The following is a 24,881-nucleotide window of genomic DNA, read 5'->3' on the forward strand; positions in this document are numbered from 1 at the left end:
ACTATTCACTCCTATTCATTCCTACACAATTAAGTTACCCTCATTATACTGTTAGCATCATTTTTTTCCCAATGATTTGCTTACCCTATGTGTGCGTACGCTTAACAGCCTGCACATACTTTCGAACAGTCGCTACAGATACATTATATACATCTCCGAGCTCCGACTGTGTCATCTTATTTCCTTGTTCGCTGCGTACGATATATTCAACCGCAGCTGACCAGCCGTATACATTTGTGAAAACTGCCCCAGATGTATATAAACGTATGAACGTACAGAACCAAAATTGTAAGCACTCTTCGATTAATTCATCATCTTTTTTCGTATAATTATATAAAGCATCCGCAATTCGCGCACACTGTTCAAATTGCTGTAAATCAGCCGGAATGCTCTTATGGCTATTAAGTAAAAAGAAATACTTTGCAAGTTGCGATACGATTGGAACACCGTTCTTCGCCTGCGTTACATCAAAGAAGAATCCCACCTTCTCTGGCGTGGACAATTCATTCATTAAATATAAAGCTAGCATTTGTTCCTCTAGCGTCCCACTTTGCTGAAATGATTTTCGTAATTCTTCAAATAATACGTTTTGTCCTTCATCTGCTAAATTCAGCGCATTCCACGGCTCTTTCCCCTTTTTATCAGGGTGCAATTCTACAACATGTTGCCACATTTTTTCAGCTACTTGCTGATCTTTCACCATATAAGCAGAATATGCAAACCAATAATAAAAACTAACGTCTCCCTCGTACCCTTGACGCTTTAATACTTTGAACCATTTATATGCAGGCTCAAAATGACCAATTGTGGCAAGGGTCGTTCCAAGTTTCAAACGATGCTCGAACGAAATTGGATATACTGAGACTAACTGCTCCGCTAACGCTTCTACTTGTTTATGCTCTCCAATTGAATATAGAAAAATAAGCGTATTACAAAGCGCATGTATGTTGCCAGGATTTTTCTCTAAAATCATTTCCGTTAATTTCAGCGCCTTATCTACATTACCAGATTGAAAATGTGCAATGGCTAAATTATTATGACCCGACCAAAATTCCGGATAATCTTTCGTAACAATTTCTAATGTAGCAATTGCTTCTTCCAATTGTCCGTTACGAATATAACGATTCGCTTCTTCCTGCATAACAATTAGATCATCTTCATCCTCAATCTCTTCCGCACCCATCGCTTCTTCTTCCATAATTTCAAGTAATTCTAATGTATCTTCTACAAATTCCTTCTCTTCTGCAACTTCTAAATAGCGATCCGCATACTTTTTCGCCTGCTGAAATAGCCCCATATATGCATAATTATTTGCAATAAAATAATAGCACTGTTCAAGTTCTGGATTAGATCTAACAAGCTTAAAGAAGATTTGATTCGACTCTTGATATTCACCAGCCTCAGATAATACTGTTGCTAATTGACATAAAATAAACGGCTCCTTCTCACTTTGTGCCGCTCTTCGAAAATATTTAATTGCATCTTGCAATTTTTGCCCTTTGTAAGCCCTCATCCCTTTTTTATAAAAGAAGTCCGCTAATTGATTAAAAGAGATAACTTGTCCGTTCTCCTTATATATTCCTTGATTTTTCCCCATATATCCTCCAGTTTTTTGTTTTCTTCGTTCACACATTCTTCTATCTATAAGTATAAACGATTCCGTAAAAAACAAAACAGTATATTATACTCAATTATTTCCTTTTTATTCATTAAAAAAGAAGAGAAATGTTACATTTTTGGCATCAACCTTCTCTAGCATCCATTTCTTCTTTCGTATAAATAACACGCATTGGATTTCCACCCACGAAAGCACCACTTGGGACATCTCTATGAACAAGTGTGCCAGCTGAAATAATCGCGCCATCCCCAATTTTTACACCTGGTAATATAGTCGTATTCGCTCCAATCATCACTTCATTTCCTATGATGATCTCCCCAAGTCGATATTCACGAATTAAATATTCATGTGCTAAAAGCGTTGTGTTATAGCCGACAATCGAATTCTCTCCCACAGTTATCTTTTCTGGGAACATAATGTCCGGCATTACCATAAGCGCAAATGATGTTTTCTTTCCTACTTTCATCCGTAAGAATGTGCGGTACAACCAATTCTTAACGGATAAAAATGGCGTATAACGCGCAATTTGGATAATAATAAAGTTCTTCATTACCTTCCAAAAGGACACTGTTTTATACACATTCCATAATGAATTCTCTCCCAAAACAGGATAGCGCGTTGTCCGTCGCACTTAGCTCGCTCCTCTACTAACTTACTTGGACCTTTATGACCGGTTCATATTAGACAAAATCGGTAGCAAATCACTCATTTTATCTAGCATAAAGTCCGGCTTGTAAGCCTCTAAATACGCTCTACCTTTCAACGTCCATGAGACAGCAGCTGTTTTCGTACCCGCATTTTGCCCACCAACAATATCATGATGGTTATCCCCAACCATCAATGCTTCTTCCGGTTTCGCATCTAATAACTCAAGCGCTTTTTGAAGTGGCTCTGGATGTGGCTTCACATGCTCTACATCATCAATTGTCACGACAACATCAAAAAATTCATCAAGCTTTGACAGCTTTAATCCCATTTCAACGGTTTGTCTCGCTTTCGTTGTAACAATACCAACTTTATAGCCTTGCTTCTTCAACTCTTGAACTGTTTCATATACAGTTTCATATTCTTCCACTAATTCATCGTGACGCTCATGGTTAAATTGACGATAACATGTAATCATCTCTTCAACCTTGTTCTCATCAATCTTGCTGAAAGTGTCATGTAAAGACGGGCCGATGAATGGTAATACATCTTCACGTTTATATTGATCTGGATAATATGTATGTAACACATGTAAAAAAGAAGAAATAATAAGTTCGTTTGTATTAATTAACGTTCCATCTAAATCAAATAACACTGTATTTATTCTCATTGCCTTAGTCCTTTCTCTTTCCTGAATATGAAAGAAGCAGCATCTCATAATAAGATGCTACTTTTCTCTAATTTTCCGAATATCTTTTATCAGCTTGCCCCATTTTTCGTCTCACAATAATGAAAATAATAGAAATAACAACAAGGCCAATTGACATTACTTGTGCGATACGAAGTGGTCCTAGCATTAAACTATCTGTACGTAAGCCTTCTACGAAGAAGCGCCCTACTGAATACCAAATTAAATATGTAAAGAACAGTTCCCCACGTCGCAAGTTCACTTTTCGTAATGCAAGTAATAAAATGACACCTGCAAAATTCCATAATGATTCATATAAAAACGTCGGATGATAGTACACACCATCAATATACATTTGATTAATAATGAAATCCGGTAAATGAAGGCCTTCTAAAAACTGTCTCGTTACTTCATCACCATGTGCCTCTTGGTTCATAAAGTTTCCCCATCGGCCAATTGCTTGTCCTAGTAAAATACTTGGCGCAGCAATATCAGCCAACTTCCAGAATGAAACCCCGCGGCGTTTCGCAAAAAGAATCCCTGTAATAACAGCCCCAATTAAACCACCATGAATCGCCAAGCCACCTTGACGAATATTAATAATTTGACTCGGGTTTTGCGCGTAATATTCCCATTCAAAAATAACATAGTACATTCTCGCAAATAGAATAGCGATCGGTACTGCAATTAATACAAGGTCAACAAATGTATCTTTTGGAATACCTAGCCTTTCTCCCTCGCGAGTTGCTAGCCAAAGACCTAATAGCACACCTGTCCCGATAATAATCCCGTACCAATAAACAGGAAACGGTCCAAGTTGGATCGCTACGCGGTCAAGCTGTGGTACAGAACCTAACAGCATATGTATGACCTCCCTCTCCAAAGTTTACTCCTGATTCCCCAACTCAATCGCACTCATTAATCGTTCAGAGAACTGTTGTGCTGCATTAACTCCCATACGTTTTAAACGGAAGTTCATCGCTGCTACTTCAATAATAACAGCCAAGTTTCGACCAGGACGAACTGGAAGTGTAATCTTCGTAAGTTCTGTATCAATAATCTTCATCTTCTCTTCATCAAGACCTAAGCGATCATAATTTTTCTTTTGATCCCAAATTTCAAGATTAATAACAAGCGTAATACGCTTATAATTTCGCACTGCCCCTGCACCGAATAACGTCATAACGTTAATGATGCCTAGACCACGAATTTCTAATAAATGCTCAATTAAATCTGGCGAGCTTCCGACTAACATGTCTTCATCTTCTTGGCGAATTTCTACACTATCATCCGCAACAAGGCGGTGACCACGTTTTACAAGCTCAAGAGCTGTCTCACTTTTACCGACACCACTTTGACCTGTAATTAAAACACCAACGCCGTAAATATCCACTAACACACCATGTACAGCTGTTGTTGGTGCTAACTTACCTTCTAAATAGTTTGTTAAACGACTTGATAATCTTGTTGTCGTTTGAGAAGAACGTAATAAAGGCATACCTGATTCACGCGATGCTTGTAGTAACTCATCTGGTACATCTTGATTACGAGTTACAATAATACATGGCGTCTCCTCAGTACAAAGCGCTTTCATTCTCTCTTGCTTTTGCTCTGACGTTAACGTGTCAAAGAACGTAAGCTCCGTTTTGCCAAGAAGCTGTACGCGATCAGCTGGATAATATGTAAAAAATCCTGCCATTTCAATTCCCGGTCGTGATAAATCACTTGTATCAATCGGACGATGAATTCCTTCTTCACCACTTATTAACTCCAATTGAAATTGTTCAATTAAATCTTTTGTCCTTACTTTCGGCATATGTATAAACCTCCACTCCGCTGCGGGTTCAGTCTCATTTGATGTAAAATTCCATTCTACCGGATATTGTACCATTTTTTTCTGGAAACAAGAAATACGGTTTCTAATAAATAGAAAAAAACATTTCATACACATCATGAAATGTTTTTCTTTTTGTCATTTTCTCTTTTTTTCGTACAGAGGTTCCACAATTACCTTTTCAATAATCATATTAAAAATTGAAATACAAATTGCTGCAACGATCGCTACACCAAATCCTGATATATTAAATGCATCTCCTAATAATGAATCTGCTATTTTTAACGTAATCGCATTAATAACAATTAAGAAAAACCCGAAAGTTACAACCGTAATTGGTAGCGTAATTAAAATTAAAAACGGTTTTACAAACACATTTAAAACAGCCAAGATAATACTCGCAATAATTGCAGTTTGTATATTTGCTACGTAAAACGCGTCTGGCGCAATCCCTTTTAAAAGTCCCGATACAGCGATTAACACAACGCTATTTACAAGAAGTGATACAATCCATCTCATTTTCTTACACATCCTTTTGACATATATATTTCATCATACGCTAATAGATAATAAACGCAAGTATCATACAAACACTTATATCAACTTATTCTATTCTCCATGCTTGTATACCTACTAACATTTCCTCGCAAAATAAGGGCCACACCATCTATGTTCATGCGTTTTCACAAAGGTCCAAGTGAACGCTTTGTCTACAATATAGATATCCCCTTTATATATATCGTCCCTCTCACACAATATATCATCCATATGTACTAAACTCGCATCTTTTATTAGCAGTACATCATCACAATGTTGATAGAATATACAGCAATCCTTTTTCACTTCATTATGAAACGCACCCTCTGCTTCCGTCCCTTCTAAACATTCCTTTTTCTCATAACTAAATATGTGCCAAAGATAGCCACATGCATACTTATCTCCATATAGGAAAATGTCTTCTTTTTCCTCACCACTTAAATGATTTGCAAAGTTATCCTCTCAGCGCTTACGAAAATAAACACCCCAATTTTGAAACTCTCTTACTTTCATATTTTTCTTTCTTAAAACATCTGCGAACTCCATTTTCTCCCCCTATGAACTAAAAACCGAGTGGCATTTCCACTCGGTTTTTAGTAATACACTTATTGTGATAACTCTACTTCTTTTATTTTCTCTTTCATTCTTGCTTTATCACGAACTAAAATATCTTTTAAATACTTACCTGTATACGAGCGCTCTTCTTTCACTACTTGCTCTGGCGTTCCGGAAGCAACGATTTGTCCACCTTTGTCTCCGCCCTCTGGTCCAAGGTCAACGATATAGTCAGCTGTTTTAATTACATCTAAATTATGTTCAATTACAAGCACCGTCTCACCGCTCTCAACAAGACGTTGCAGAACTTCTAGAAGACGCGCGATATCATGTGCATGTAAACCAGTCGTTGGCTCATCTAAAATATATAACGTACGCCCAGTAGAACGACGGTGTAATTCAGAAGCTAATTTTACGCGCTGCGCTTCTCCACCAGATAACGTCGTAGCTGGCTGCCCTAATTTCATATAACCAAGCCCTACATCTACAAGCGTTTGAAGTTTACGCTTAATTTTTGGGATATTAGCGAAGAACTCTACCCCGTCTTCAATTGTCATCCCTAACACTTCAGAAATGTTCTTATCTTTATACTTCACTTCTAACGTTTCGCGGTTATAACGTTTACCGTGACAAACTTCACATGGAACGTATACGTCTGGTAAGAAGTGCATTTCGATTTTAATAATTCCATCACCACGGCACGCTTCACAACGTCCACCTTTTACATTAAAGCTGAAACGTCCTTTTTGATATCCGCGCACTTTCGCTTCATTCGTTTGTGCAAACACATCACGAATATCATCGAATACACCTGTATACGTCGCTGGATTAGAACGTGGTGTACGCCCGATTGGCGATTGATCGATATCAATTACTTTATCTAAATGCTCAAGACCTTTAATTTCTTTATGAGTACCTGGCTTCGCTTTCGCTTTATATAACTTTTGCGCTAATGATTTATATAATACTTCATTAATCATCGTACTTTTACCTGAACCAGATACACCCGTTATCGCTACAAACGTACCAAGCGGGAATGACATCTTTGCATTCTTTAAGTTATTCTCTTTCGCACCGATAATTTCCACTTTACGTCCGTCACCTTTACGTCTTTCAAGTGGAACCGGAATAAACTCTTTACCGCTTAAATACTTACCTGTTAGCGAATTATCATCTTGCATCACTTCAGCTGGCGTACCTGCTGACACAACTTGACCACCGTGAATACCTGCACCAGGTCCGATATCAAGTAAATAATCAGCAGCCATCATCGTGTCTTCATCATGCTCAACGACAATTAACGTATTTCCTAAATCACGCATTTCTTGCAATGTGCGAATAAGACGATCGTTATCACGCTGATGCAAACCGATAGAAGGCTCATCAAGAATGTAAAGTACGCCAGTCAGACGAGAACCGATTTGTGTCGCTAAACGAATACGCTGTGCCTCACCACCTGATAAAGTTCCTGCGGCACGACTTAACGTTAAATAATCTAAACCAACGTTCACTAAGAATCCAACGCGCTCCTGAATTTCTCTTAAAATTAAATGAGCAATTTTTTGTTGTTTCTCCGTTAGCTCCACATTTGAGAAGAATTCCTGTACTTCTTGAACAGAATACTTCGTTACATCAGCAATCGTTTTATCACCAACGAAAACAGCTAAACTCTCAGGCTTTAAGCGTCCACCTTTACACTTCGGACAAGCTTGCTCTGCCATATATTTCTCCATTTGCTCACGAACATAATCCGAACTCGTTTCACGATAACGACGTTCAATATTTGGAATAACCCCTTCAAATAAAATCTCATTTTCCTTTACTTGACCAAATTCATTTACATAGCGGAAATAAACCTTCTCTTCTCCGCTTCCGTACAACACTTTATCAAATAAATCTTTCGGTATATCTTTCACAGGCATATCCATATCAACGCCGTAATGATTACATACAGATTGTAAAAGCTGCGGGTAATATTGTGAGCTTGTCGGTTCCCATGGAGCAATCGCATGTTCATTTAATGATAAATCCCAGTTCGGAATGACAAGTTCTAAATCTACCTCTAACTTTGAACCAAGTCCATCACAAGAAGGACATGCTCCGAATGGACTGTTGAATGAGAACATGCGCGGCTCTAATTCTCCAATTGAAAAACCACAATGTGGACAAGCATGATGTTCACTAAATAGAAGTTCCTCTTCTCCCATTACATCAATTAACACTCTGCCCCCGCCAAGCTTTAATGCACTTTCAAGAGAATCCGCAAGACGGCTTGCAATCCCTTCTTTTACAACAATACGGTCAATTACAACTTCAATGGAATGCTTCTTGTTTTTATCTAACGCGATATCTTCAGATACATCAAGCATTTCACCATCAACACGTACACGAACATACCCTTGCTTCTTAATATCTTCAAGCACTTTCACATGTGCACCTTTACGTCCAGAAACGATAGGAGCTAACACTTGTAATTTCGTACGTTCAGGATATTCAAGTACACGGTCTACCATCTGCTCTACTGTTTGTGATGTAATTTCAATACCATGATTCGGACAAATCGGCGTACCAATTCGCGCAAATAGTAGACGTAAATAATCATAAATCTCCGTTACCGTTCCGACAGTTGAACGTGGATTGCGACTCGTTGTTTTTTGGTCGATTGAAATCGCTGGAGATAAGCCTTCAATCGTATCCACGTCAGGTTTATCCATTTGCCCTAAAAACTGGCGCGCATACGCAGATAACGATTCTACGTATCTGCGCTGCCCTTCTGCATAAATCGTATCAAACGCTAATGATGATTTCCCTGAACCAGACAATCCTGTCACAACAACAAGCTGATTTCTCGGAATGGTTACATCAATATTTTTTAAGTTATGTGCTCTAGCACCTTTTACAACAATAAAATCCTTGCTCATGCTCACTCTGTTCACCCTTCCGCTTTTAATTCTAATAGTAAATCTCTTAATTCAGCTGCACGCTCGAAATCTAACGCTTTTGCTGCTTCCTTCATCTCTGCTTCCATCTTCGCAATTGTCTTTTCACGCTCTTTTTTCGTCATCTTCTTAGCTGGTGCTGCTTCATATGTTTCCGGCTCTTCAGCAGCTGTCGTTGCACGGATAACATCACGCACGCCTTTTTGAATCGTTTTCGGCGTAATACCGTGCTCTTTATTGTAAGCCTCTTGTATCGTACGACGACGCTGCGTTTCTTCAATCGCAATTCCCATCGATCTTGTTATACGATCTGCGTACATAATTACGCGGCCGTTTTCATTACGTGCTGCACGACCGATTGTTTGAATTAATGAACGCTCTGAACGCAAGAAGCCTTCCTTATCAGCATCTAAAATAGCTACAAGTGATACTTCTGGAATATCTAACCCTTCTCGTAATAAGTTAATACCGACAAGTACATCAAACTTACCAAGACGAAGGTCACGGATAATTTCAATACGTTCTAACGTTTTAATTTCAGAGTGAAGATAGTTTACTTTAATTCCTACATCTTTTAAGTAATCCGTTAAATCCTCTGACATCTTCTTCGTTAAAGTCGTAATTAATACACGTTCATTTTTTGCAATGCGATCTTGAATTTCTCCTAATAAATCATCAATCTGTCCTTCAATTGGTCGTATATCAATTGGTGGATCTAAAAGCCCTGTTGGACGAATAATTTGTTCTATTACTTCCGGTGACTGCTCTAACTCATACGGTCCTGGCGTTGCCGAAACGTAAATAACTTGATTCGTTTTCTCTTCAAATTCATCAAACGTAAGCGGTCTATTATCTAAAGCTGATGGCAAACGGAATCCATGATCTACAAGCACTTGTTTACGTGCTTGGTCCCCGTTATACATCGCTCTTACTTGCGGTACCGATACGTGTGACTCATCCATAACGATTAAGAAATCTTTCGGGAAATAGTCTAATAACGTATATGGCGTTGCACCCGCCGGACGAAGTGTTAAATGACGGGAATAGTTTTCAATCCCTGAACAAAATCCCATCTCGCGCATCATTTCTAAATCATAACGTGTGCGCTGCTCTATACGCTGCGCTTCTAACAACTTGCCATTATCATTTAATTCCTTTAAACGCTCTTCTAATTCTTTTTCGATATTTTCAATAGCGACCTTCATCTTTTCTTCACGTGTAACGAAGTGAGATGCTGGGAAGATTGCTACATGATCACGTTCTGCTAATACTTCACCTGTTAACGCATTTACTTCGCGAATACGATCAATTTCATCACCGAAAAACTCAATTCGAATACAATGCTCGTCAAGTGATGCTGGGAAGATTTCAACTACATCTCCGCGCACACGGAATGTACCACGCTTGAAATCAATATCATTACGTCCATACTGCACATCAACAAGTTCACGAAGCAATTGATTACGATCCTTCTCCATACCAACTCGAAGTGAAACAACTAACTCGCGGTATTCTTCTGGAGAACCTAAACCATATATACACGAAACACTCGCAACAATAATTACATCGTCCCGTTCAAATAGTGCAGACGTTGCTGAGTGACGCAATTTATCAATTTCATCATTAATTTGCGCATCTTTTTCAATAAACGTATCTGTTTGCGGCACATACGCTTCTGGCTGATAATAATCGTAATAACTAACAAAATATTCAACTGCATTATTCGGGAAAAAATCTTTCAGCTCACTATATAACTGTCCCGCTAACGTTTTATTATGAGCCATGACAAGTGTTGGCTTCTGCACTTCTTTAATGACATTTGAAATCGTAAATGTCTTACCCGTTCCTGTCGCTCCAAGCAACACTTGCTTTTTCTTTCCACTATTAATTCCCTCTACAAGCTTCTCTATAGCTACCGGCTGATCACCTTGGGGGGAATACGCTGAAATAATTTCAAATTGATGTTCCACTTAAGTTCCGACCTCCTCATAAAAATCTGTATTATTATTTTACCACGAACGCCCATAAAAAACCTAAAAAAACGAACAGATATTCGGTAAAATTTTCGACAATATATACATAGAAAAAGGAAGGAGTCAAATCTTCCTTCCTCTACTAACTCTATTTTTTAGGTACATATAATAAATCATATCCATTGCGCCCACTTTCATTCGCACAATCTATTAACCTATAAGCCATTTGTGCTTCACGCCACTCTTTAACAATCCTTTTACAGCTATCTTCATTCATACCTGTATGATTACCAGCAAATCGATCTTGTCTATTATCTAACATATGAATTATATCTGTTCCACTATACTCTAACGTTTGAAAAACCGGATCACCTTCATGTGTATAATGTACAATTCTTATTTTATCAACTTCCCCTTGTTCCACATTCAAAACGAACTTTTCAAATTTATCTAGATTGGAAGTTCCTGCTTCCTTTACAATGACATCATTCTTCTTATCAATTGTAATGTTAGGTTGTGAGCATGCTACTAAACTAAAGAGAAGTAGGCATATAAAACCACTTCTTTTTCCTATTGTCATCCGCTCTATAAAAATCATTTGTATACTGCAAAAGCTACTTTCCTCTACGAAAGTAGCTTCTCTTTTCCTTTTTCCTTCTTCGGGAAAAGAACATATGAAAATGAAATAACTGTATCCACTAAAAGTATAATCGCCCAAACTTGGCTAACACGACTTGCTTTTTCATTTAAAACAATCCCCGTTTCTAACCAATTATGCCACTGTTCAAACGGGACAAAACCGTACAGAAAGAAAAAGAAAATATGCACAACAACGAATAAAACAAGATGTAATACCCAATTTTTTATTTCCTGCTTCGCATAAGCCATACCTGTTAATTCTACGTGTTCTTCCATAATTGGCGCTGGTTCATTCCGCCATTTCGCAACTAGCTTTTGCGCAAATATATCAAGCTTCTTCAAATCCTTTTTCCCGTAGAAAACTGCATACAATAAAATAATTACCGTAATGATTTGAAAGTTAGAGAACTTTCCTGTTTGATAATAATCCACTACCCCTACGGTTAAAATAAACACTTCATTTATGAGGAGTACAATCCCCATAATAAAGCTTGCCTTCTTCAAACGGAATCCGTAACGGAGTAAAAAGAAACCGATAGCTGATAACCAAAATACAATCTCTGCCCCAATTAAAAAGTACCAACGATATTCTGCGAGTATACTCATTTATCCCTCTCCTTCTCATCATATATACGAAAAGCTTCATCCATATATAATAAAAGTTCTTCTTCAATTGGATACATGCTCATTTTCTGTGAATCTTCCTTCGATTTTCTAACTTCCCATAACTTATCTAAAAACGCTTCATCACCATTGGCCATTTCTAAACACTTCTGCATTAATCTCTTCATTGCCCCTTGCACCTCATCACTTGCAGCTTCTTTACCGTCTTTCATAAAAGTGCGTAATTGCTTTAATAAATCCACCCATTCTAAAACATTCGGATCTTCTTCACTCATATTTGGCAAATTATGAAGCAACTTTTGTTCTTCCTTTGAAAATACTTCATTTTGAAATATTTCACGTATACGAGGAGACTGTTTCGAAAGCTGGATCAGTTCAAACATAACTTTCCAATCGAGCTCTCCCTCCACATCTACCGAATAAACAACTGCTTGTAAAACGCGCTCCATTCGATTGAATTTCTTTTGTTCTTCCTGTACAAACCGAAGTTGTTTTTCAAGCGAATCCTTTAAGTTAAGCTCACCTTTTACTAACATATTCGCAGACTCTTTTAATGAAAATCCCATTTCCTTTAAAAATAAAATTTGTTGGAGACGTATTACGTCAGCTTCACTATATAAACGATGCCCGCCTTCTGTTTTCCCGCTCGGCTTTAATAAATCTATTTGATCATAATAACGTAATGTACGTACTGTTATCCCTGTTTCCTTCGTCAATTGTTGTATTGAAATCACTACCATCACCTCTTCCCCTTCATTATAAAAGATGACGTAACGTCACTTTCAATACTTTTGTTAAAAAAATACAAAAAGCTGTTTATACTCTTCGTATAAACAGCTTTCACGGAAATAATCCCTTTTGTACAGCGCGCCCACAAAATAAAATAAGTGCTCCAACGACAACACTCGTTGCTGTTTTATGGTAATGAGCTGAAACTAATAAATAATATGATAAACCTACAGTACCAAGCATAATACAAATACTTGGTACTGGATTACGAGAGAAGTTCTGCATTCCCCAAAACAAAGCAAAAATAGCCGTAGCGACACATAATACCGGTAATCCCATCCCAGTTCCCCTTTTTCTATCTATTCCTTGTTGCTAACACACTCGTCGATGCCATACTTATTAATAAACCAAAAATAGCAATATATAATAACTCATTTACATGTACAACTTGCCTATCTAAATACTTATTTACACAAAGATACATAATGAACAAAAAAACGAAGCTTGTAATACTAATCGTAAAATACGACTTCATCTTGTTCACAACTCGCTCATCTATCGACGGTACTCCCTCTTCTTTCAAACGCTTCTGTTCTCTATATTCCGCAATACTATATAAAATAACCAATGCTACATTTGATATAAAGATTGTTCCCCATGAAATACTTAACATTATTAAACTCGCATTTAAAATAAGACCTGCTAAAAATAAACTTCCTATAAACCTTATAGCATCTTGCTTACTCATACATGATCAGCCTCTTTTTGATTTCTATATTTCCACTTCGGCCAATAGTTTACAAGAAAATACACCCACTGTCCTAGTACAAATAAAACAAACGGCATACCAGCATTTCCATCAACTATTAAATTATATAAACTCCATACCGCTAAACTAATCGTAAAAAATAACCCTACATATTTAAACGCTTTATCTGACTGGAATCTCTCAAACTCATCTTGCATTTTTCATTCCTCCTATCGCTATGCTCGTTTTCCTATCATGACGCCTATGATGAGACTACCCGCAAATAAGGAACTACATATCAGAAATATTTCTTGCACTGGTATAACAGCTCTGCCCATTGCTTTACTTGCAACAATATAAACAATAAGCAATAGAAAAGCGAATACAAATGAGACATTTACATATTTTTTTATATTTTCATTTACTCGCTCATCTATATCCGGAAGTTCTTCTTTTCTGTACTTACGCTTTTTGTAATACGTATACACTATCAAAAATACAATTACTAAAACGTTACTCACTACGAGCGGTAAAATTGGTATAACCGGGTTCATAATATGAACTACAATGTCTCCCAAAAACAATCCAAAAGTCGCACCGATCAATAACTTTTTAGTATCGTTCATGTTTCCTCCCCTTACTCTAGCGTAAATATTTCCTCCACCTTCACCCCAAAATATTTGGCGATCTTTAAGGATAACTCTAAACTCGGGTTATAATGATGGTTTTCAATCGCCACAATCGTCTGCCGCGTCACCTGCATCGCCTTTGCCATTTCAACTTGCGTTATATGATTTTGCTTTCTTAACTCTTTTATTTTATTTTTCATACCCATAGGCTCCACCTTCGAAAGTAAAGATATCTTTACTTTAATTATAAATATTTTCCAGTTTCAAGTAAAGATATCTTTACAAATTTTAGAAAAACGTTTCACTGAGCATCTTCTCTCACACAGTACGATAGAAATTCAATTTATATCAGTGCAACTCCATTTTTATCCCGCTTTAATGGGCAGTAAGAAGTTAGGTGGGGGTCGGGCTGCCCATTAAAGTCCGATTGGTTCAACTAATAATCATAAGAAAAAAGCTGTCCCAAAATATCTTTTGGAACAGCCTCTTCGTCCTACTACATAAATCCTAATACATATACAAGAACGTAGCCAAGAATAGAAAGGCAAACCGATCCGATCAGCCCCGCCACGAATGCTTTACTTCCTAACTTACGGAACGTTTTAAACTCTACATTTAAACCAAGTCCTGCCATCGCCATAGCTATAAGCATGTAAGCAATGACAACAATGTATCCGGCAACAACTTCTGGGATAATACCGAGCGAATGCACGGCACTCATTGCTAAAAATCCGAAGATGAACCATGGTATTGGAAGGTCGCGCCACGATCTTTTTTCCTCGCTACCTTCGCTCTTACCAAACCATAGTCCAATTAAAATCGCTACTGGCACAAGCATTGCAACGCGTGTTAACTTCACGATAACTGCGATGTCTACAGCCGTGCTTCCTCCTGGCGCCGCAGCTGCGATGACATGAGCGATTTCATGCAGCGTCGCACCTGAGAATACACCGTAGCCGTACGGCGAGAAGCCAAGCACTGGGTATAATAGCGTATAAATAAGTGTAAATATTGTACCTAAAATTGCAATAATCGCTGCGCCGACTGCCGTTTCCTCATCCTTCGCTTTCACTTGCGGTGCAATTGCCACGACCGCTGCCGCGCCGCAGATTGCTGTTCCGCACGCTGTTAAAATTCCAAGCTTCTTCTCTACTTTAAATACTTTCGTTAGTCCATATACAACGAAAATCGTAAATGTAATAACAACCGCTGCGATGACCAGTACTTTCGGCCCTGCCTTCGCAATATCAACAAGATTTAATCGCATTCCAAGTAAGATGATCCCAAAGCGAAGTAACTTCTTACTCGCAAAGTTCGTTCCAGCTATCGCTTCTTGCGGAACTCCAATTGCCGCACGCCAAACCATCCCAATTAGAATAGCAATTACTAATTGTCCCATAATATTTAAAAACGGAAGCTCTGCTAAATATTTCGCAGCAATTGCGATTAATAGTGTAATCCCAATTCCTTGCGAAAATCCATAACCCTTCTTCTTTTGTATAACAAGTGTTTGTTCCACTTTGAACCACTCCAATAATCGTATTGGAACATGCATGTTCTTTCTACTTACATTATAAGAGAGTTTCTATAATAAGTTTAATATCAATATTGAATCTCTATCATCAGAAATACTTATGATAAGATGAAAGAAAAACGAAAGGAGCCCATTACATGAACGTAGACATTTTAAAAATTTTTGTTACTGTCGTTGAACAGAAACACTTCTCCCGTGCAGCAGAATTATTAAACCTTTCACAACCTGGCGTAAGTATGCATATACGCAACTTAGAAAACGAATTTGGCACTACACTTATTCAGCGCTCTCCGAAGCACGTTCAAGTAACGGAGGCTGGAAACATATTATATATACATGCAAAGCAAATGCTCTCTCTTTATGAAGATGCTAAGCAAGAAATTAACGAGCTACATAACGTTGTAACAGGAACTCTTCGCATCGGTGCTAGTTTTACAATTGGTGAATACTTACTTCCCAAAATACTGGCTAACTATGCGAATGAAAATCCACACGTCGAAGTTCATACTTTTATCTCAAATACAGAAGATGTTTTGCAAAGCCTTCGCTCTAATCAAATTGATATCGGCTTAGTGGAAGGGCAAGTCGTATACGCCGACGTTGACGTTGAAACGTTTATGCAAGATGAAATGAAGCTCGTCGTCCCGCCAAATCATCCACTACTCCGCACAAAGAAAATAAATGAAAGTACACTCCAAGATCAAGTATGGGTATTAAGAGAAAGTGGTTCTGGAACACGCGCTTATAGTGACCGCTTTATTCATCAACACCATTTAAAAATGAAACGATTCTTTACATTTAGTAGTATCCAAAGTGTGAAGGAAGCAGTTAGTGCTGGGCTTGGCATCGCCATCCTTTCTGATTGGACCGTACGGAAAGAGCTACTGGCAAAAGAGCTATTCCACGTAGAAGTTCCAAATGAAAAACTCATCCGTCCGTTCTCCATCGTACGCGGCAAATACTTCATCCCGTCTAAGGCTATTCAAGTGTTTTTAAATCATGTAGATTCCTTTGCGAAAAAACAGGGTTGACCTTCACATTAGTGTGAAGGTTTACAATACATGTAAAAGGAGTGAAACACATTGCGAATTGGAGAGTTATCAAAAGAAACCGGGGTTAGCGAAAGATCACTAAGACATTATGAAGAAAAGGGATTACTCCCTTCTAAGCGCCTCGCAAATAGCTACCGTGATTTTGATGAAAGTGCCATCGAAAAAGTGGAGCTTATTCAAATGTACTTACAAATCGGCTTAAATTTAGAAGAGACGGCAAGGATGCTGCGCTGCCTCGAAATAGAGCCGCACCTGTACGAAAATCCTTGCAGCAGTATCCTTACGCTTTATGAAGATAAACTCAATGAAGTAACGAAGCAAATCTCATTACTTTCCAGCATTCAAACGAATTTGCAAAAACACGTTTCACTCCTAAAACAAACAAAAGAAAAGGAATGATTACATGTTTGTTATACATGGCAGTTCAAGACAAAGCGGAAATACAGAAGCTTTAACACATACGATGATCGATGGAATCGAAACAGAACAAATTTACTTGCGAGACCGTACAGTCCATCCTATTACAGACCAACGTCATGATGCAAAAGGATTCCAGTCTGTAAACGATGACTATCAACATTTAATTGAACGCATGCTAGAGCACGACACAATTATCTTTGCTACACCGCTATACTGGTATGGAATGAGCGGTCATATGAAAAACTTCGTCGATCGCTGGTCACAAAGCTTGCGTGATACATCTCTTCATTTCAAAGAAAAAATGAAAGGTAAAAAAATGTACGTTGTAATCGTTGGCGGAGACAATCCAAAGCTGAAAGCATTACCGCTTATCGCTCAGTTCCAATACATCTTTGATTTTGTTGGTTCATCATTTGAAGGGTATGTTATTGGGGATGCGAATGGATTGGATGAAATCAAAAATGATGCTGAAGCACTAGCAAAGGCACAACTGTATAATAACGAATTCAAAAATCACAAGCAAAAATAACTTTGACAAACCATTTTGTATACGCATACAATAAAAGTAACATTATGAAAGGAAGGTACTTTGACCAATGAAGTTCTAATTCTCTTATTTATTTCATCCATCACAAATAGTGAACAAAAAATGATGAAAACTAGCAGAGGATTAGTCTGTCCATTTGTCGATACTTTCTTTCGAAACGATCATGTAAAAAAATCGTTTATTTATGTACGATTTTTTACATGCAAGGGCGACATTTATCCTCTCTAGTGAAACTAGGGAGGTTTTTTTATGACTATTTTATTCGCACGTAATATTGAAAAGAGTTTTGGTGATCGCACACTATTTACGTTACCGTCACTGGAAATTCAGGCACAGGACCGCATCGGAATTGTCGGAGTCAACGGAGCTGGTAAATCTACGTTATTACAAATATTAAGTAAAGAAATAGAAGCTGACAATGGCATAGTAACTCACCATAGTTCTATCAGCATCATTCCTCAGCTTAGCGAAGAACTACCGGAAACCGCTTCTTCTCTCGCAAAAGGAAAATGGAGTATTTCAAACGTTACAGATGCAATAAGCGGTGGTGAACGAATGCGACTAAAGATTGCCCATGCTCTCGAACAAGATGCAGGCATTTTATTCGCTGATGAACCAACAAGCCACTTAGATATGGTCGGTACAGAGCAATTAGAAAAAGCACTTTTATCTTATAAAGGGGCACTTGTTTTAATATCGCACGACCGTGACTTTTTAGATAATATATGTACAAAAATCATTGAAATTGAAGACGGCATGATTCAAGAGTATAAAGGGAATTATTCCAACTATCGAAAACAAAAAGAACGTGAACGAATACAAAAACAAGCAAAGTATGAGCAATATATACAAGAAAAAAATCGTTTAGAGCAATCCATTTCACAAAGAAAACAACGTGCTTCCAACATGACAAAAATCCCAACTCGGTTCAGTTCATCTGAATCTAAACTTTATAAGTTAAGTGGGGCTCATGGGCAAGAACAGGTTAGCAAAGCAACAAAGGCATTAGAAACACGTCTCGAAAAACTAGAAAAGAAAGAAAAGCCAAAAGATCTTTCTCAGGCTCAGTTTGACGTGCAATACCATACACCCATTCATAGTAAAGTGGCAGTACAGTTTAATAAAGCAACAAAGAAAATAAGCGACCGCACACTATTTAAAAATATGAATGGAACTATTGCCCCTGGTGCAAAACTTGCTATTTTAGGTGCAAACGGAAGCGGCAAAACAACTTTGTTCAACATGCTTCTCGCAAACGAGCGTGGCATGCAGCTTTCAAAAAGTTGTAAAATTGGATACTTCGAACAAACATTATCAATTTTAAAAACAGATAAAACCATTTTAGAAAACGTTCTAGAAGAAACAAATTATACTGAATCGTTCGTTCGAACAATACTTGCAAGGCTCCTATTCCGCCGTGAAGATGTTCATAAACCTGTGCACGTTCTAAGCGGTGGTGAACGAATGAAGGTTGCACTCGCAAAAGTATTTTTAGGAAACTATAATATGCTTCTGCTTGATGAACCGACAAACTATTTAGACTTAGCAACACAAGAAGAATTAGAAAGCATGTTACAAGAATATCCTGGCACAATACTTTTCATTAGCCATGACCGTGCCTTTATTCGCTCTGTTGCCGACCATATTCTACAAGTAGATGAGAGTGAACCTAGAGTATTCCACGGTAATTACGAGCAATACACCAAAAGAACGACTGGGGATTCTGTAAACGTTACTGAACAAGAATTATTACGATTACAAACAAAACTAACAGAAATCATCAGCGGAATTTCCATACCAAATCATCACGATGACATCACATCTCTCGAACAAGAATACGAAACATTATTAGTTCAAATCCGGAAATGTAAAGAAGCGCTCTAATGTCTTCCCTATATATCGACAAGGCCTTCCGCATTTCCCAAGAAATATTGGAACTTCGACATACAATAGCATCAATAAAAGTAAAAAGCCGTGCATCAGCACGGCTTTTTACTTTAAATACGGACAGCAGTCCCGCTCACTGCAACCATTAGCATTCCTTCGCGAACTACTTCGTAATCCACGTCGATACCAACAATTGCATTCGCATTTTTTTGTCTTGCGAAAGTTTTCATCTCTTCCATTGCAATGTCGCGCGCTTCTTTTAATTTACTTTCATAAGCGCCTGCACGGCCACCGACAACGTCACGGACAGAGGCGAAAAGGTCACGAACGATATTCGCGCCCATAATCGCTTCTCCATTGACGATATCGATATACTCAATAATTTCTTTCCCTTGAATTGTAGACGTTGTTGTTACAATCATGCTTCATAGCCTCCCATATAAGATTTTCACTTACTTATGGTGCACTAATTCAGCAGAAATTATATTTACGAACTGAACTGAGCTTCGTATAAGCGGCTATATCCTCCGCCTTGCTCAATTAGTTCCTCATGCGAACCTTGTTCTGCAATACCATCTTTATTTACAACGACGATACGATCTGCATTTTTAATCGTTGCAAGTCTATGGGCGATAACTAATGTTGTACGGCCGACAGATAGTTCAGCAAGCGATTTTTGAATCGCTAGTTCCGTCTCTGTATCTAATGCAGAAGTCGCTTCATCTAATATTAAAATTGGCGGGTTTTTCAAGAACATACGAGCAATCGCTAGACGTTGCTTCTGTCCACCAGAAAGTTTCACACCACGCTCACCGATAACAGTATCTAAACCGTCTGGTTGTGAGTAAATTAAGTCTTCTAACTGCGCACGTTTTACTGCCTGCCAAATTTCAGCTTCTGACGCCTTTAAGTTTCCGTAAGCGATATTTTCACGAATTGTTCCTGAGAATAAGAACACATCTTGCTGCACAATTCCAATTTGCTTACGAAGTGAAGATAACGTCATATCTTTCGTATCAATACCATCAATTTGAATCGATCCAGACGATTGTTCATAAAAACGTGGAAGTAAACTACATAACGTTGTTTTTCCAGCTCCTGATGGTCCTACGAAAGCAACTGTTTCACCTGCATGTATTTTCAAACTAATATCATTTAAAATCGGTTCTTTATTTTCATATCCGAATGTAATGTTGCTATATTGAATATCACCATGTACATGTTTAACTTCCATTGCATCTTTAGAGTCTACAATATCTGGCTCTGTTTCAAGAAGCTCTACATATCTCTTAAAACCAGCGATCCCTTTCGGATAGCTTTCGATTACCGCATTAATTTTTTCAATTGGGCGGAAGAAAATATTCGTTAATAGAACGAATCCGATAAATCCACCGTACGTTAATTCACCTTGCAGAACAAACCATGTACCGCATATTAAGACGAAGAGCGTTACGAGACGCATGAGCATATAACTAATCGATGAATTTAACGCCATAATTTTATACGCCATTAATTTCGTTGTACGGAAACGAGCATTGTTTACAGCAAATTGATCTTTCTCAAACCTTTCATTTCCGAATGCTTGTACAACACGGATACCACCAACGTTATTCTCAATACATGCATTGAAATCAGCAACGTCTGAGAATAAACGTCTAAACGTACCTGTCATTTTTTTATTGAAGTAAAGTGCCAACCATAATAAGAATGGAATAACGAAGAACGTTAATAGCGCTAACTTCCAGTTGATCATCATCATAAATGAGAATGCCCCAACTAAAGTCATAACAGCGATAAATAAATCTTCTGGCCCATGGTGAGCAATTTCCCCAATTTCCATTAAGTCGTTTGTAAGACGTGAAATTAAATGACCTGTTTTATTATTGTCAAAAAATCTGAATGATAGCTTTTGAATGTGATCAAATAATTTCTGCCTCATATCCGTTTCAATGTTAACGCCAAGCATATGTCCCCAATATGTAACGACGTATTGTAAGCCTGCATTTAAAATATACACTGCAAGTAAACCGAAACAAGCCCATAAAATAAGCGTCCAGTTTTGCCCTGGCAATAACTTATCAATAAATTGATTTACGATAAGCGGGAAGCCAAGTTCTAGTAACCCTGCGACAACTGCGCAAGAAAAGTCGAGTATAAATAAACCTTTATACGGTTTATAGTAAGAAAAAAATTTACGTAGCATATCTTACCTCCATTTTCCAAAATTAAAAAGACTCCCTAAATGATAACCATTATCAAATAATTATTCAAGTTATCCGTCTATGAAACTTCAAAATAAGGTTTGCGATAGTTGTCGTTTTTTGCCGGAAAGTCGATATATTGGGATAATCGCTGATATAAATTTCAGTTACCGCTAACCTCGCCCCATCACAACCAAAAAGGGTATCACCACAAGGTGATACCCTTTCTTCTATTACATCGCTTCCGAATCCCACTCATGCTCCTGCTGAACAAACACAATTCCTAATTCGTGATGTCCTCCGGCGTATAATGCCGTTTGAGCAAGGCGAAGCTCTCCATTAGTATCTAATACTTCTAACTTGCAAAATGCTCCTGTCGTCTTCGTTTGAAGCGCATCATAAAATTCCTCAGCGCTTCCTGGAATGACTCCATTTACTTTCGTAATTACTTCTCCAGGCAGTAAATTCAACTCTGCCCCAATTGTATTTGGGATTGTATCTAATACAACAAGCCCATCATTACGTGCAGCGAAGTACGCCGGTCTTGTCTCATCCACAATTTTCTCTTGCATGGAAATTGTGAAACGTCCAAGCATTGCAACTCCCATCGCGATAATTGCAAGTACGTGCCACCAATAACTTGCGATTCCTAAAACAAGCACAAGTCCTGCTAATCCGTACACACGTCTTCCTGTAAATAATAAAGCTTCCGTTGGCTCATAACTTCTAATCTTTCTCATAAATCCAATTAAAAATGGAACAAGGAATAAAGAATAAGTATCTGAACCGATTGAAACGACAGGCCACCATGAAATAAATTGTGTTACTGCGTCACCTGGTACAAGAATAAAAATAGGAACGATCCATAAGCGCTTTGATTCATGTAAACCAATCTTTAACCCGCGCTTACCCTTCCTAATCTTCGGCGTCGAATATCCTACTGCATTTTTAGAAATCAACAAGCCCTCTACAATGAGCATGACGCCTAGTAAAATAGCAAGAGATACAATCGTATTCTCTTCACCTTCTCCAAGCTGTAAGAAAGAAACTGGTAGCTTAGAAGATAATAGAACGCATACAATTGCGATACTAAATGTATAAGCTGCTGATAAATATCGATACATAGCAGTTAATCCAAATAATAACGTCCATAATAAGATGACCCATAAGCTTGCTTTGGAAACGACAAGGCCAAGTCCAATTGTAATAATAGATACGATTAATCCGTATCCAACTCCCGCAAATAGAGATGTTCGCAGTTCAAACCAAATATCATAAACTTTAAAGGAAAAATCCTTTCGTTCACGTAACATACGTAAGTATCCAACGAAGATACTACTTATTAAAAATACATAGACAGCAGGGTGTAAGAAAAAACGTCCAACTGCCCGCATTATTTCAAAAATCCATGCCTCCACGAACCCATTCACCACCATTTATATCATTCTTTCTTTTTATATTATCATAACTGGACAAACGTTTGTTTAACACAAAAAAATACAGGCAGCAAACTGCCTGTATTTCTTCTTATTTCGCTATTAATTTTAATGCTGATTGTAATTGTAGATCATTTTCTCCAGAACGGATTTTTTCAATAATTTTCGTTTGAATCGCCTCAGCTGTCTTTTTATCCAGCTGTCCTGTCGCTTCCATCTCATTCGCATTTTGGAATGCTTTCAGCGCTGATTCTGTCTCTTTACTAAAGTATCCATCTTCACGCCCCGGTACATATCCTAGGCTCTTAAGCATTTCTTGCGCGTGTTTTACTTGCACATCATTTGAATTGTATGAAAGTGTCTTTTCAATTTGAATTGGTGTCGCATGATAATAATCTGGTTGCTTCACTTCTACTGTTGGCGCGATTCCTTTTTTATGAATCCAGTTTCCATCCGGTGTTAACCATTTAAACATCGTTAATTTAATGTTGCTGCCATCTTTAAATGGAACGGCTTGCTGAACAGTGCCTTTACCAAACGTTTTTTCACCAATTAAATCGTATCCTTCTCCCTCTTTTAGCGCACCCGCTAAAATCTCTGAAGCAGAAGCACTTCCGTTATCAATTAATACTGAAATTGGATATGACTTTCTCTCTTTCAGTTCCGTAGAGAATTTCTTTTTCTCACCATTTCGTTGCTCTACTTGTAGCATCGGCTTTTTATCCGTCATAATTTCCCCTAGTATCTCTTCTACACTATTTAAGTAGCCACCAGGATTACCACGCACGTCAATAACTAAGCCTTTTATATTTTTCTTCTCTAACTCTTTTAACTGATCCTTAAATTCTTTCGCCGTATTTTCAGCAAAAGAAGTGATTTGCATATAACCGATATCTTTTCCGCTCTCTTGTTTCACAGAACTAAACACTGTGAAGATTGGAATTTTTTCACGCTTAATTTTAAATACAATCGGATCAGCTACTCCTGCACGCTTAATTTCAATCGCGACAGTCGTTCCTTTTTTACCACGAATTTTTAATACTGCTTCTTCACGTGATAAATCTTTCACACTATTTCCATCCACAGATAAAATTTGGTCATTCGGTTTAATTCCAATCTTTTCTGCCGGTGAGCCTTTAATTGGAGATACGATAATAAGCTTACCGTCCGTTTTGTTCACCTCAGCCCCGATCCCCTCTAGCTCAGGATCAAGTGATTCACTAAACTGTTTAGCCGTTTCTTTATCCATATACGTGGAATAAGGGTCCTTCAGCGTAGACAACATGCCTTGTATTGCACCTTCGACTAACTTGTCATCCTTCACGTCTTCCACATAACGTGAATCAATTAGTGCATACGCCTCATTAATTTTTGCCAAATTCCCTTGCGCGGTACTAGCATTTCCACTCGAAATTGTTTGCGTTACTTCTGCTGGGTTAACCCCAAATAAAGACATACCTGCAAACATTCCGCCAGCACCAATTAAAAATGCAACAACCATTCCAATAATTGCAACTCTACGTTTCAATGCGGAATTCCCCTTTCCAAAACACACAGGTGGTGTAGCAAAAGGCATCACACAGTGTGTGATGCCTTTACCTATTTCTACTATATGATAAGCTTGTACGAATTATGTTTGCAACTTT

25 protein-coding genes and 1 pseudogene are annotated in these 24,881 nt (G+C 38.0%); 4 read left to right on the plus strand and 22 right to left on the minus strand.

All coding sequences use genetic code 11. From position 1 onward, the window contains the following. Nucleotides 1-85 precede the first annotated feature (85 nt). From K5S59_RS08585 to K5S59_RS08670, 18 genes and pseudogenes are all read right to left on the minus strand, one after another. Nucleotides 86-1,597 (minus strand): tetratricopeptide repeat protein, encoded by a 1,512-nt coding sequence (locus K5S59_RS08585; RefSeq protein ID WP_000517699.1) that lies wholly within the window; start codon nucleotides 1,595-1,597, stop codon nucleotides 86-88. Between the two features lie 145 nt (nucleotides 1,598-1,742). Then, entirely contained in the window at nucleotides 1,743-2,249 is a 507-nt protein-coding gene (locus K5S59_RS08590) for an acyltransferase (RefSeq protein WP_001255053.1), read from the minus strand. A gap of 33 nt (nucleotides 2,250-2,282) precedes the next feature. Further along, nucleotides 2,283-2,933 carry a pyrophosphatase PpaX gene (ppaX, locus tag K5S59_RS08595; protein WP_001222404.1) on the minus strand — a complete coding sequence of 217 codons (651 nt, stop codon included), beginning with the start codon at nucleotides 2,931-2,933 and terminating at the stop codon, nucleotides 2,283-2,285. Between the two features lie 67 nt (nucleotides 2,934-3,000). Next, nucleotides 3,001-3,813, minus strand: coding sequence for a prolipoprotein diacylglyceryl transferase (gene lgt / locus K5S59_RS08600; RefSeq protein ID WP_000924233.1), 813 nt, complete (start codon nucleotides 3,811-3,813; stop codon nucleotides 3,001-3,003). Nucleotides 3,814-3,837: 24 nt separating this feature from the next. Next, a complete protein-coding gene (hprK, locus tag K5S59_RS08605; RefSeq protein ID WP_001127250.1) occupies nucleotides 3,838-4,767 on the minus strand; it encodes an HPr(Ser) kinase/phosphatase in 930 nt (309 codons plus the stop codon). A gap of 156 nt (nucleotides 4,768-4,923) precedes the next feature. Continuing rightward, nucleotides 4,924-5,304, minus strand: a complete 381-nt coding sequence (locus tag K5S59_RS08610; protein WP_001267311.1) for a phage holin family protein — start codon at nucleotides 5,302-5,304, stop codon at nucleotides 4,924-4,926. Between the two features lie 114 nt (nucleotides 5,305-5,418). Beyond that, a pseudogene (locus K5S59_RS08615) lies at nucleotides 5,419-5,868 on the minus strand (DUF4275 family protein). Nucleotides 5,869-5,927: 59 nt separating this feature from the next. Next, the gene (gene uvrA, locus K5S59_RS08620; RefSeq protein ID WP_120450988.1) at nucleotides 5,928-8,798 is read right to left on the minus strand and encodes an excinuclease ABC subunit UvrA; all 2,871 of its coding nucleotides are present in this window, start codon (nucleotides 8,796-8,798) and stop codon (nucleotides 5,928-5,930) included. An 11-nt stretch (nucleotides 8,799-8,809) separates the two neighbouring features. Then, entirely contained in the window at nucleotides 8,810-10,786 is a 1,977-nt protein-coding gene (gene uvrB, locus K5S59_RS08625; protein ID WP_000400995.1) for an excinuclease ABC subunit B, read from the minus strand. Nucleotides 10,787-10,937: 151 nt separating this feature from the next. After that, nucleotides 10,938-11,369 carry a DUF4362 domain-containing protein gene (locus K5S59_RS08630; RefSeq protein ID WP_002073537.1) on the minus strand — a complete coding sequence of 144 codons (432 nt, stop codon included), beginning with the start codon at nucleotides 11,367-11,369 and terminating at the stop codon, nucleotides 10,938-10,940. Nucleotides 11,370-11,413: 44 nt separating this feature from the next. After that, on the minus strand, nucleotides 11,414-12,034 hold the full coding sequence (locus tag K5S59_RS08635; RefSeq protein WP_000025198.1) for a hypothetical protein: 621 nt from the start codon (nucleotides 12,032-12,034) through the stop codon (nucleotides 11,414-11,416). After that, the gene (locus tag K5S59_RS08640; RefSeq protein ID WP_000260352.1) at nucleotides 12,031-12,792 is read right to left on the minus strand and encodes a MerR family transcriptional regulator; all 762 of its coding nucleotides are present in this window, start codon (nucleotides 12,790-12,792) and stop codon (nucleotides 12,031-12,033) included. The genes K5S59_RS08635 and K5S59_RS08640 overlap by 4 nt, the downstream gene beginning before the upstream one ends. A gap of 100 nt (nucleotides 12,793-12,892) precedes the next feature. Further along, the gene (locus K5S59_RS08645; RefSeq protein WP_000524124.1) at nucleotides 12,893-13,120 is read right to left on the minus strand and encodes a hypothetical protein; all 228 of its coding nucleotides are present in this window, start codon (nucleotides 13,118-13,120) and stop codon (nucleotides 12,893-12,895) included. A 16-nt stretch (nucleotides 13,121-13,136) separates the two neighbouring features. Continuing rightward, complete coding sequence (locus K5S59_RS08650; protein WP_000043088.1) at nucleotides 13,137-13,529, minus strand: hypothetical protein; 393 nt, start codon at nucleotides 13,527-13,529, stop codon at nucleotides 13,137-13,139. After that, complete coding sequence (locus K5S59_RS08655; RefSeq protein WP_001150203.1) at nucleotides 13,526-13,747, minus strand: hypothetical protein; 222 nt, start codon at nucleotides 13,745-13,747, stop codon at nucleotides 13,526-13,528. The genes K5S59_RS08650 and K5S59_RS08655 overlap by 4 nt, the downstream gene beginning before the upstream one ends. A gap of 18 nt (nucleotides 13,748-13,765) precedes the next feature. After that, nucleotides 13,766-14,155: a hypothetical protein gene (locus K5S59_RS08660; protein ID WP_001000176.1), complete on the minus strand. Its 390-nt coding sequence runs from the start codon at nucleotides 14,153-14,155 to the stop codon at nucleotides 13,766-13,768. 11 nt (nucleotides 14,156-14,166) lie between these two features. Next, nucleotides 14,167-14,364, minus strand: coding sequence for a helix-turn-helix transcriptional regulator (locus K5S59_RS08665; protein WP_120450989.1), 198 nt, complete (start codon nucleotides 14,362-14,364; stop codon nucleotides 14,167-14,169). 290 nt (nucleotides 14,365-14,654) lie between these two features. Then, nucleotides 14,655-15,677, minus strand: a complete 1,023-nt coding sequence (locus K5S59_RS08670) for a YeiH family protein (RefSeq protein ID WP_000438430.1) — start codon at nucleotides 15,675-15,677, stop codon at nucleotides 14,655-14,657. A gap of 152 nt (nucleotides 15,678-15,829) precedes the next feature. Here K5S59_RS08670 and K5S59_RS08675 point away from each other — a divergent pair, with 152 nt between their 5' ends. The 4 genes from K5S59_RS08675 to abc-f all read left to right on the plus strand — a co-directional run bounded on the left by K5S59_RS08675 (nucleotide 15,830) and on the right by abc-f (nucleotide 19,595). Then, complete coding sequence (locus tag K5S59_RS08675) at nucleotides 15,830-16,723, plus strand: LysR family transcriptional regulator (RefSeq protein ID WP_001099979.1); 894 nt, start codon at nucleotides 15,830-15,832, stop codon at nucleotides 16,721-16,723. Between the two features lie 51 nt (nucleotides 16,724-16,774). Further along, entirely contained in the window at nucleotides 16,775-17,143 is a 369-nt protein-coding gene (locus tag K5S59_RS08680) for a MerR family transcriptional regulator (RefSeq protein ID WP_098257997.1), read from the plus strand. Nucleotides 17,144-17,147: 4 nt separating this feature from the next. Continuing rightward, complete coding sequence (locus K5S59_RS08685; protein WP_000497646.1) at nucleotides 17,148-17,693, plus strand: flavodoxin family protein; 546 nt, start codon at nucleotides 17,148-17,150, stop codon at nucleotides 17,691-17,693. Nucleotides 17,694-17,960: 267 nt separating this feature from the next. After that, nucleotides 17,961-19,595, plus strand: a complete 1,635-nt coding sequence (gene abc-f, locus K5S59_RS08690) for a ribosomal protection-like ABC-F family protein (protein ID WP_220784048.1) — start codon at nucleotides 17,961-17,963, stop codon at nucleotides 19,593-19,595. Between the two features lie 113 nt (nucleotides 19,596-19,708). On the opposite strand, the gene K5S59_RS08695 is transcribed toward abc-f, so the two are convergent. From K5S59_RS08695 to K5S59_RS08710, 4 genes are all read right to left on the minus strand, one after another. Further along, nucleotides 19,709-20,020, minus strand: coding sequence for a heavy metal-binding domain-containing protein (locus tag K5S59_RS08695; RefSeq protein ID WP_000637523.1), 312 nt, complete (start codon nucleotides 20,018-20,020; stop codon nucleotides 19,709-19,711). A 65-nt stretch (nucleotides 20,021-20,085) separates the two neighbouring features. After that, nucleotides 20,086-21,801, minus strand: coding sequence for an ABC transporter ATP-binding protein (locus tag K5S59_RS08700; RefSeq protein WP_000944612.1), 1,716 nt, complete (start codon nucleotides 21,799-21,801; stop codon nucleotides 20,086-20,088). 231 nt (nucleotides 21,802-22,032) lie between these two features. Further along, a complete protein-coding gene (locus K5S59_RS08705) occupies nucleotides 22,033-23,235 on the minus strand; it encodes a PDZ domain-containing protein (protein ID WP_050418689.1) in 1,203 nt (400 codons plus the stop codon). A gap of 91 nt (nucleotides 23,236-23,326) precedes the next feature. Further along, the gene (locus tag K5S59_RS08710; protein ID WP_000830292.1) at nucleotides 23,327-24,763 is read right to left on the minus strand and encodes a S41 family peptidase; all 1,437 of its coding nucleotides are present in this window, start codon (nucleotides 24,761-24,763) and stop codon (nucleotides 23,327-23,329) included. Nucleotides 24,764-24,881 lie beyond the last annotated feature (118 nt).

The organism is Bacillus sp. BML-BC051, from assembly GCF_019656175.1.
Lineage (GTDB): Bacteria > Bacillota > Bacilli > Bacillales > Bacillaceae_G > Bacillus_A > Bacillus_A mobilis.

What these genes read in the sequence shown, in the direction of transcription:
- K5S59_RS08585 (WP_000517699.1), bottom strand. Translation starts at nt 1,597, where the DNA reads ATGGGGAAAAATCAAGGAATATATAAGGAGAACGGACAAGTTATCTCT.
- ppaX (WP_001222404.1), bottom strand. Translation starts at nt 2,933, where the DNA reads ATGAGAATAAATACAGTGTTATTTGATTTAGATGGAACGTTAATTAAT.
- lgt (WP_000924233.1), bottom strand. Translation starts at nt 3,813, where the DNA reads ATGCTGTTAGGTTCTGTACCACAGCTTGACCGCGTAGCGATCCAACTT.
- hprK (WP_001127250.1), bottom strand. Translation starts at nt 4,767, where the DNA reads ATGCCGAAAGTAAGGACAAAAGATTTAATTGAACAATTTCAATTGGAG.
- K5S59_RS08610 (WP_001267311.1), bottom strand. Translation starts at nt 5,304, where the DNA reads ATGAGATGGATTGTATCACTTCTTGTAAATAGCGTTGTGTTAATCGCT.
- uvrA (WP_120450988.1), bottom strand. Translation starts at nt 8,798, where the DNA reads ATGAGCAAGGATTTTATTGTTGTAAAAGGTGCTAGAGCACATAACTTA.
- K5S59_RS08630 (WP_002073537.1), bottom strand. Translation starts at nt 11,369, where the DNA reads ATGACAATAGGAAAAAGAAGTGGTTTTATATGCCTACTTCTCTTTAGT.
- K5S59_RS08635 (WP_000025198.1), bottom strand. Translation starts at nt 12,034, where the DNA reads ATGAGTATACTCGCAGAATATCGTTGGTACTTTTTAATTGGGGCAGAG.
- K5S59_RS08640 (WP_000260352.1), bottom strand. Translation starts at nt 12,792, where the DNA reads ATGGTAGTGATTTCAATACAACAATTGACGAAGGAAACAGGGATAACA.
- K5S59_RS08645 (WP_000524124.1), bottom strand. Translation starts at nt 13,120, where the DNA reads ATGGGATTACCGGTATTATGTGTCGCTACGGCTATTTTTGCTTTGTTT.
- K5S59_RS08650 (WP_000043088.1), bottom strand. Translation starts at nt 13,529, where the DNA reads ATGAGTAAGCAAGATGCTATAAGGTTTATAGGAAGTTTATTTTTAGCA.
- K5S59_RS08655 (WP_001150203.1), bottom strand. Translation starts at nt 13,747, where the DNA reads ATGCAAGATGAGTTTGAGAGATTCCAGTCAGATAAAGCGTTTAAATAT.
- K5S59_RS08660 (WP_001000176.1), bottom strand. Translation starts at nt 14,155, where the DNA reads ATGAACGATACTAAAAAGTTATTGATCGGTGCGACTTTTGGATTGTTT.
- K5S59_RS08665 (WP_120450989.1), bottom strand. Translation starts at nt 14,364, where the DNA reads ATGGGTATGAAAAATAAAATAAAAGAGTTAAGAAAGCAAAATCATATA.
- K5S59_RS08675 (WP_001099979.1), top strand. Translation starts at nt 15,830, where the DNA reads ATGAACGTAGACATTTTAAAAATTTTTGTTACTGTCGTTGAACAGAAA.
- K5S59_RS08685 (WP_000497646.1), top strand. Translation starts at nt 17,148, where the DNA reads ATGTTTGTTATACATGGCAGTTCAAGACAAAGCGGAAATACAGAAGCT.
- abc-f (WP_220784048.1), top strand. Translation starts at nt 17,961, where the DNA reads ATGACTATTTTATTCGCACGTAATATTGAAAAGAGTTTTGGTGATCGC.
- K5S59_RS08695 (WP_000637523.1), bottom strand. Translation starts at nt 20,020, where the DNA reads ATGATTGTAACAACAACGTCTACAATTCAAGGGAAAGAAATTATTGAG.
- K5S59_RS08700 (WP_000944612.1), bottom strand. Translation starts at nt 21,801, where the DNA reads ATGCTACGTAAATTTTTTTCTTACTATAAACCGTATAAAGGTTTATTT.
- K5S59_RS08705 (WP_050418689.1), bottom strand. Translation starts at nt 23,235, where the DNA reads ATGGTGGTGAATGGGTTCGTGGAGGCATGGATTTTTGAAATAATGCGG.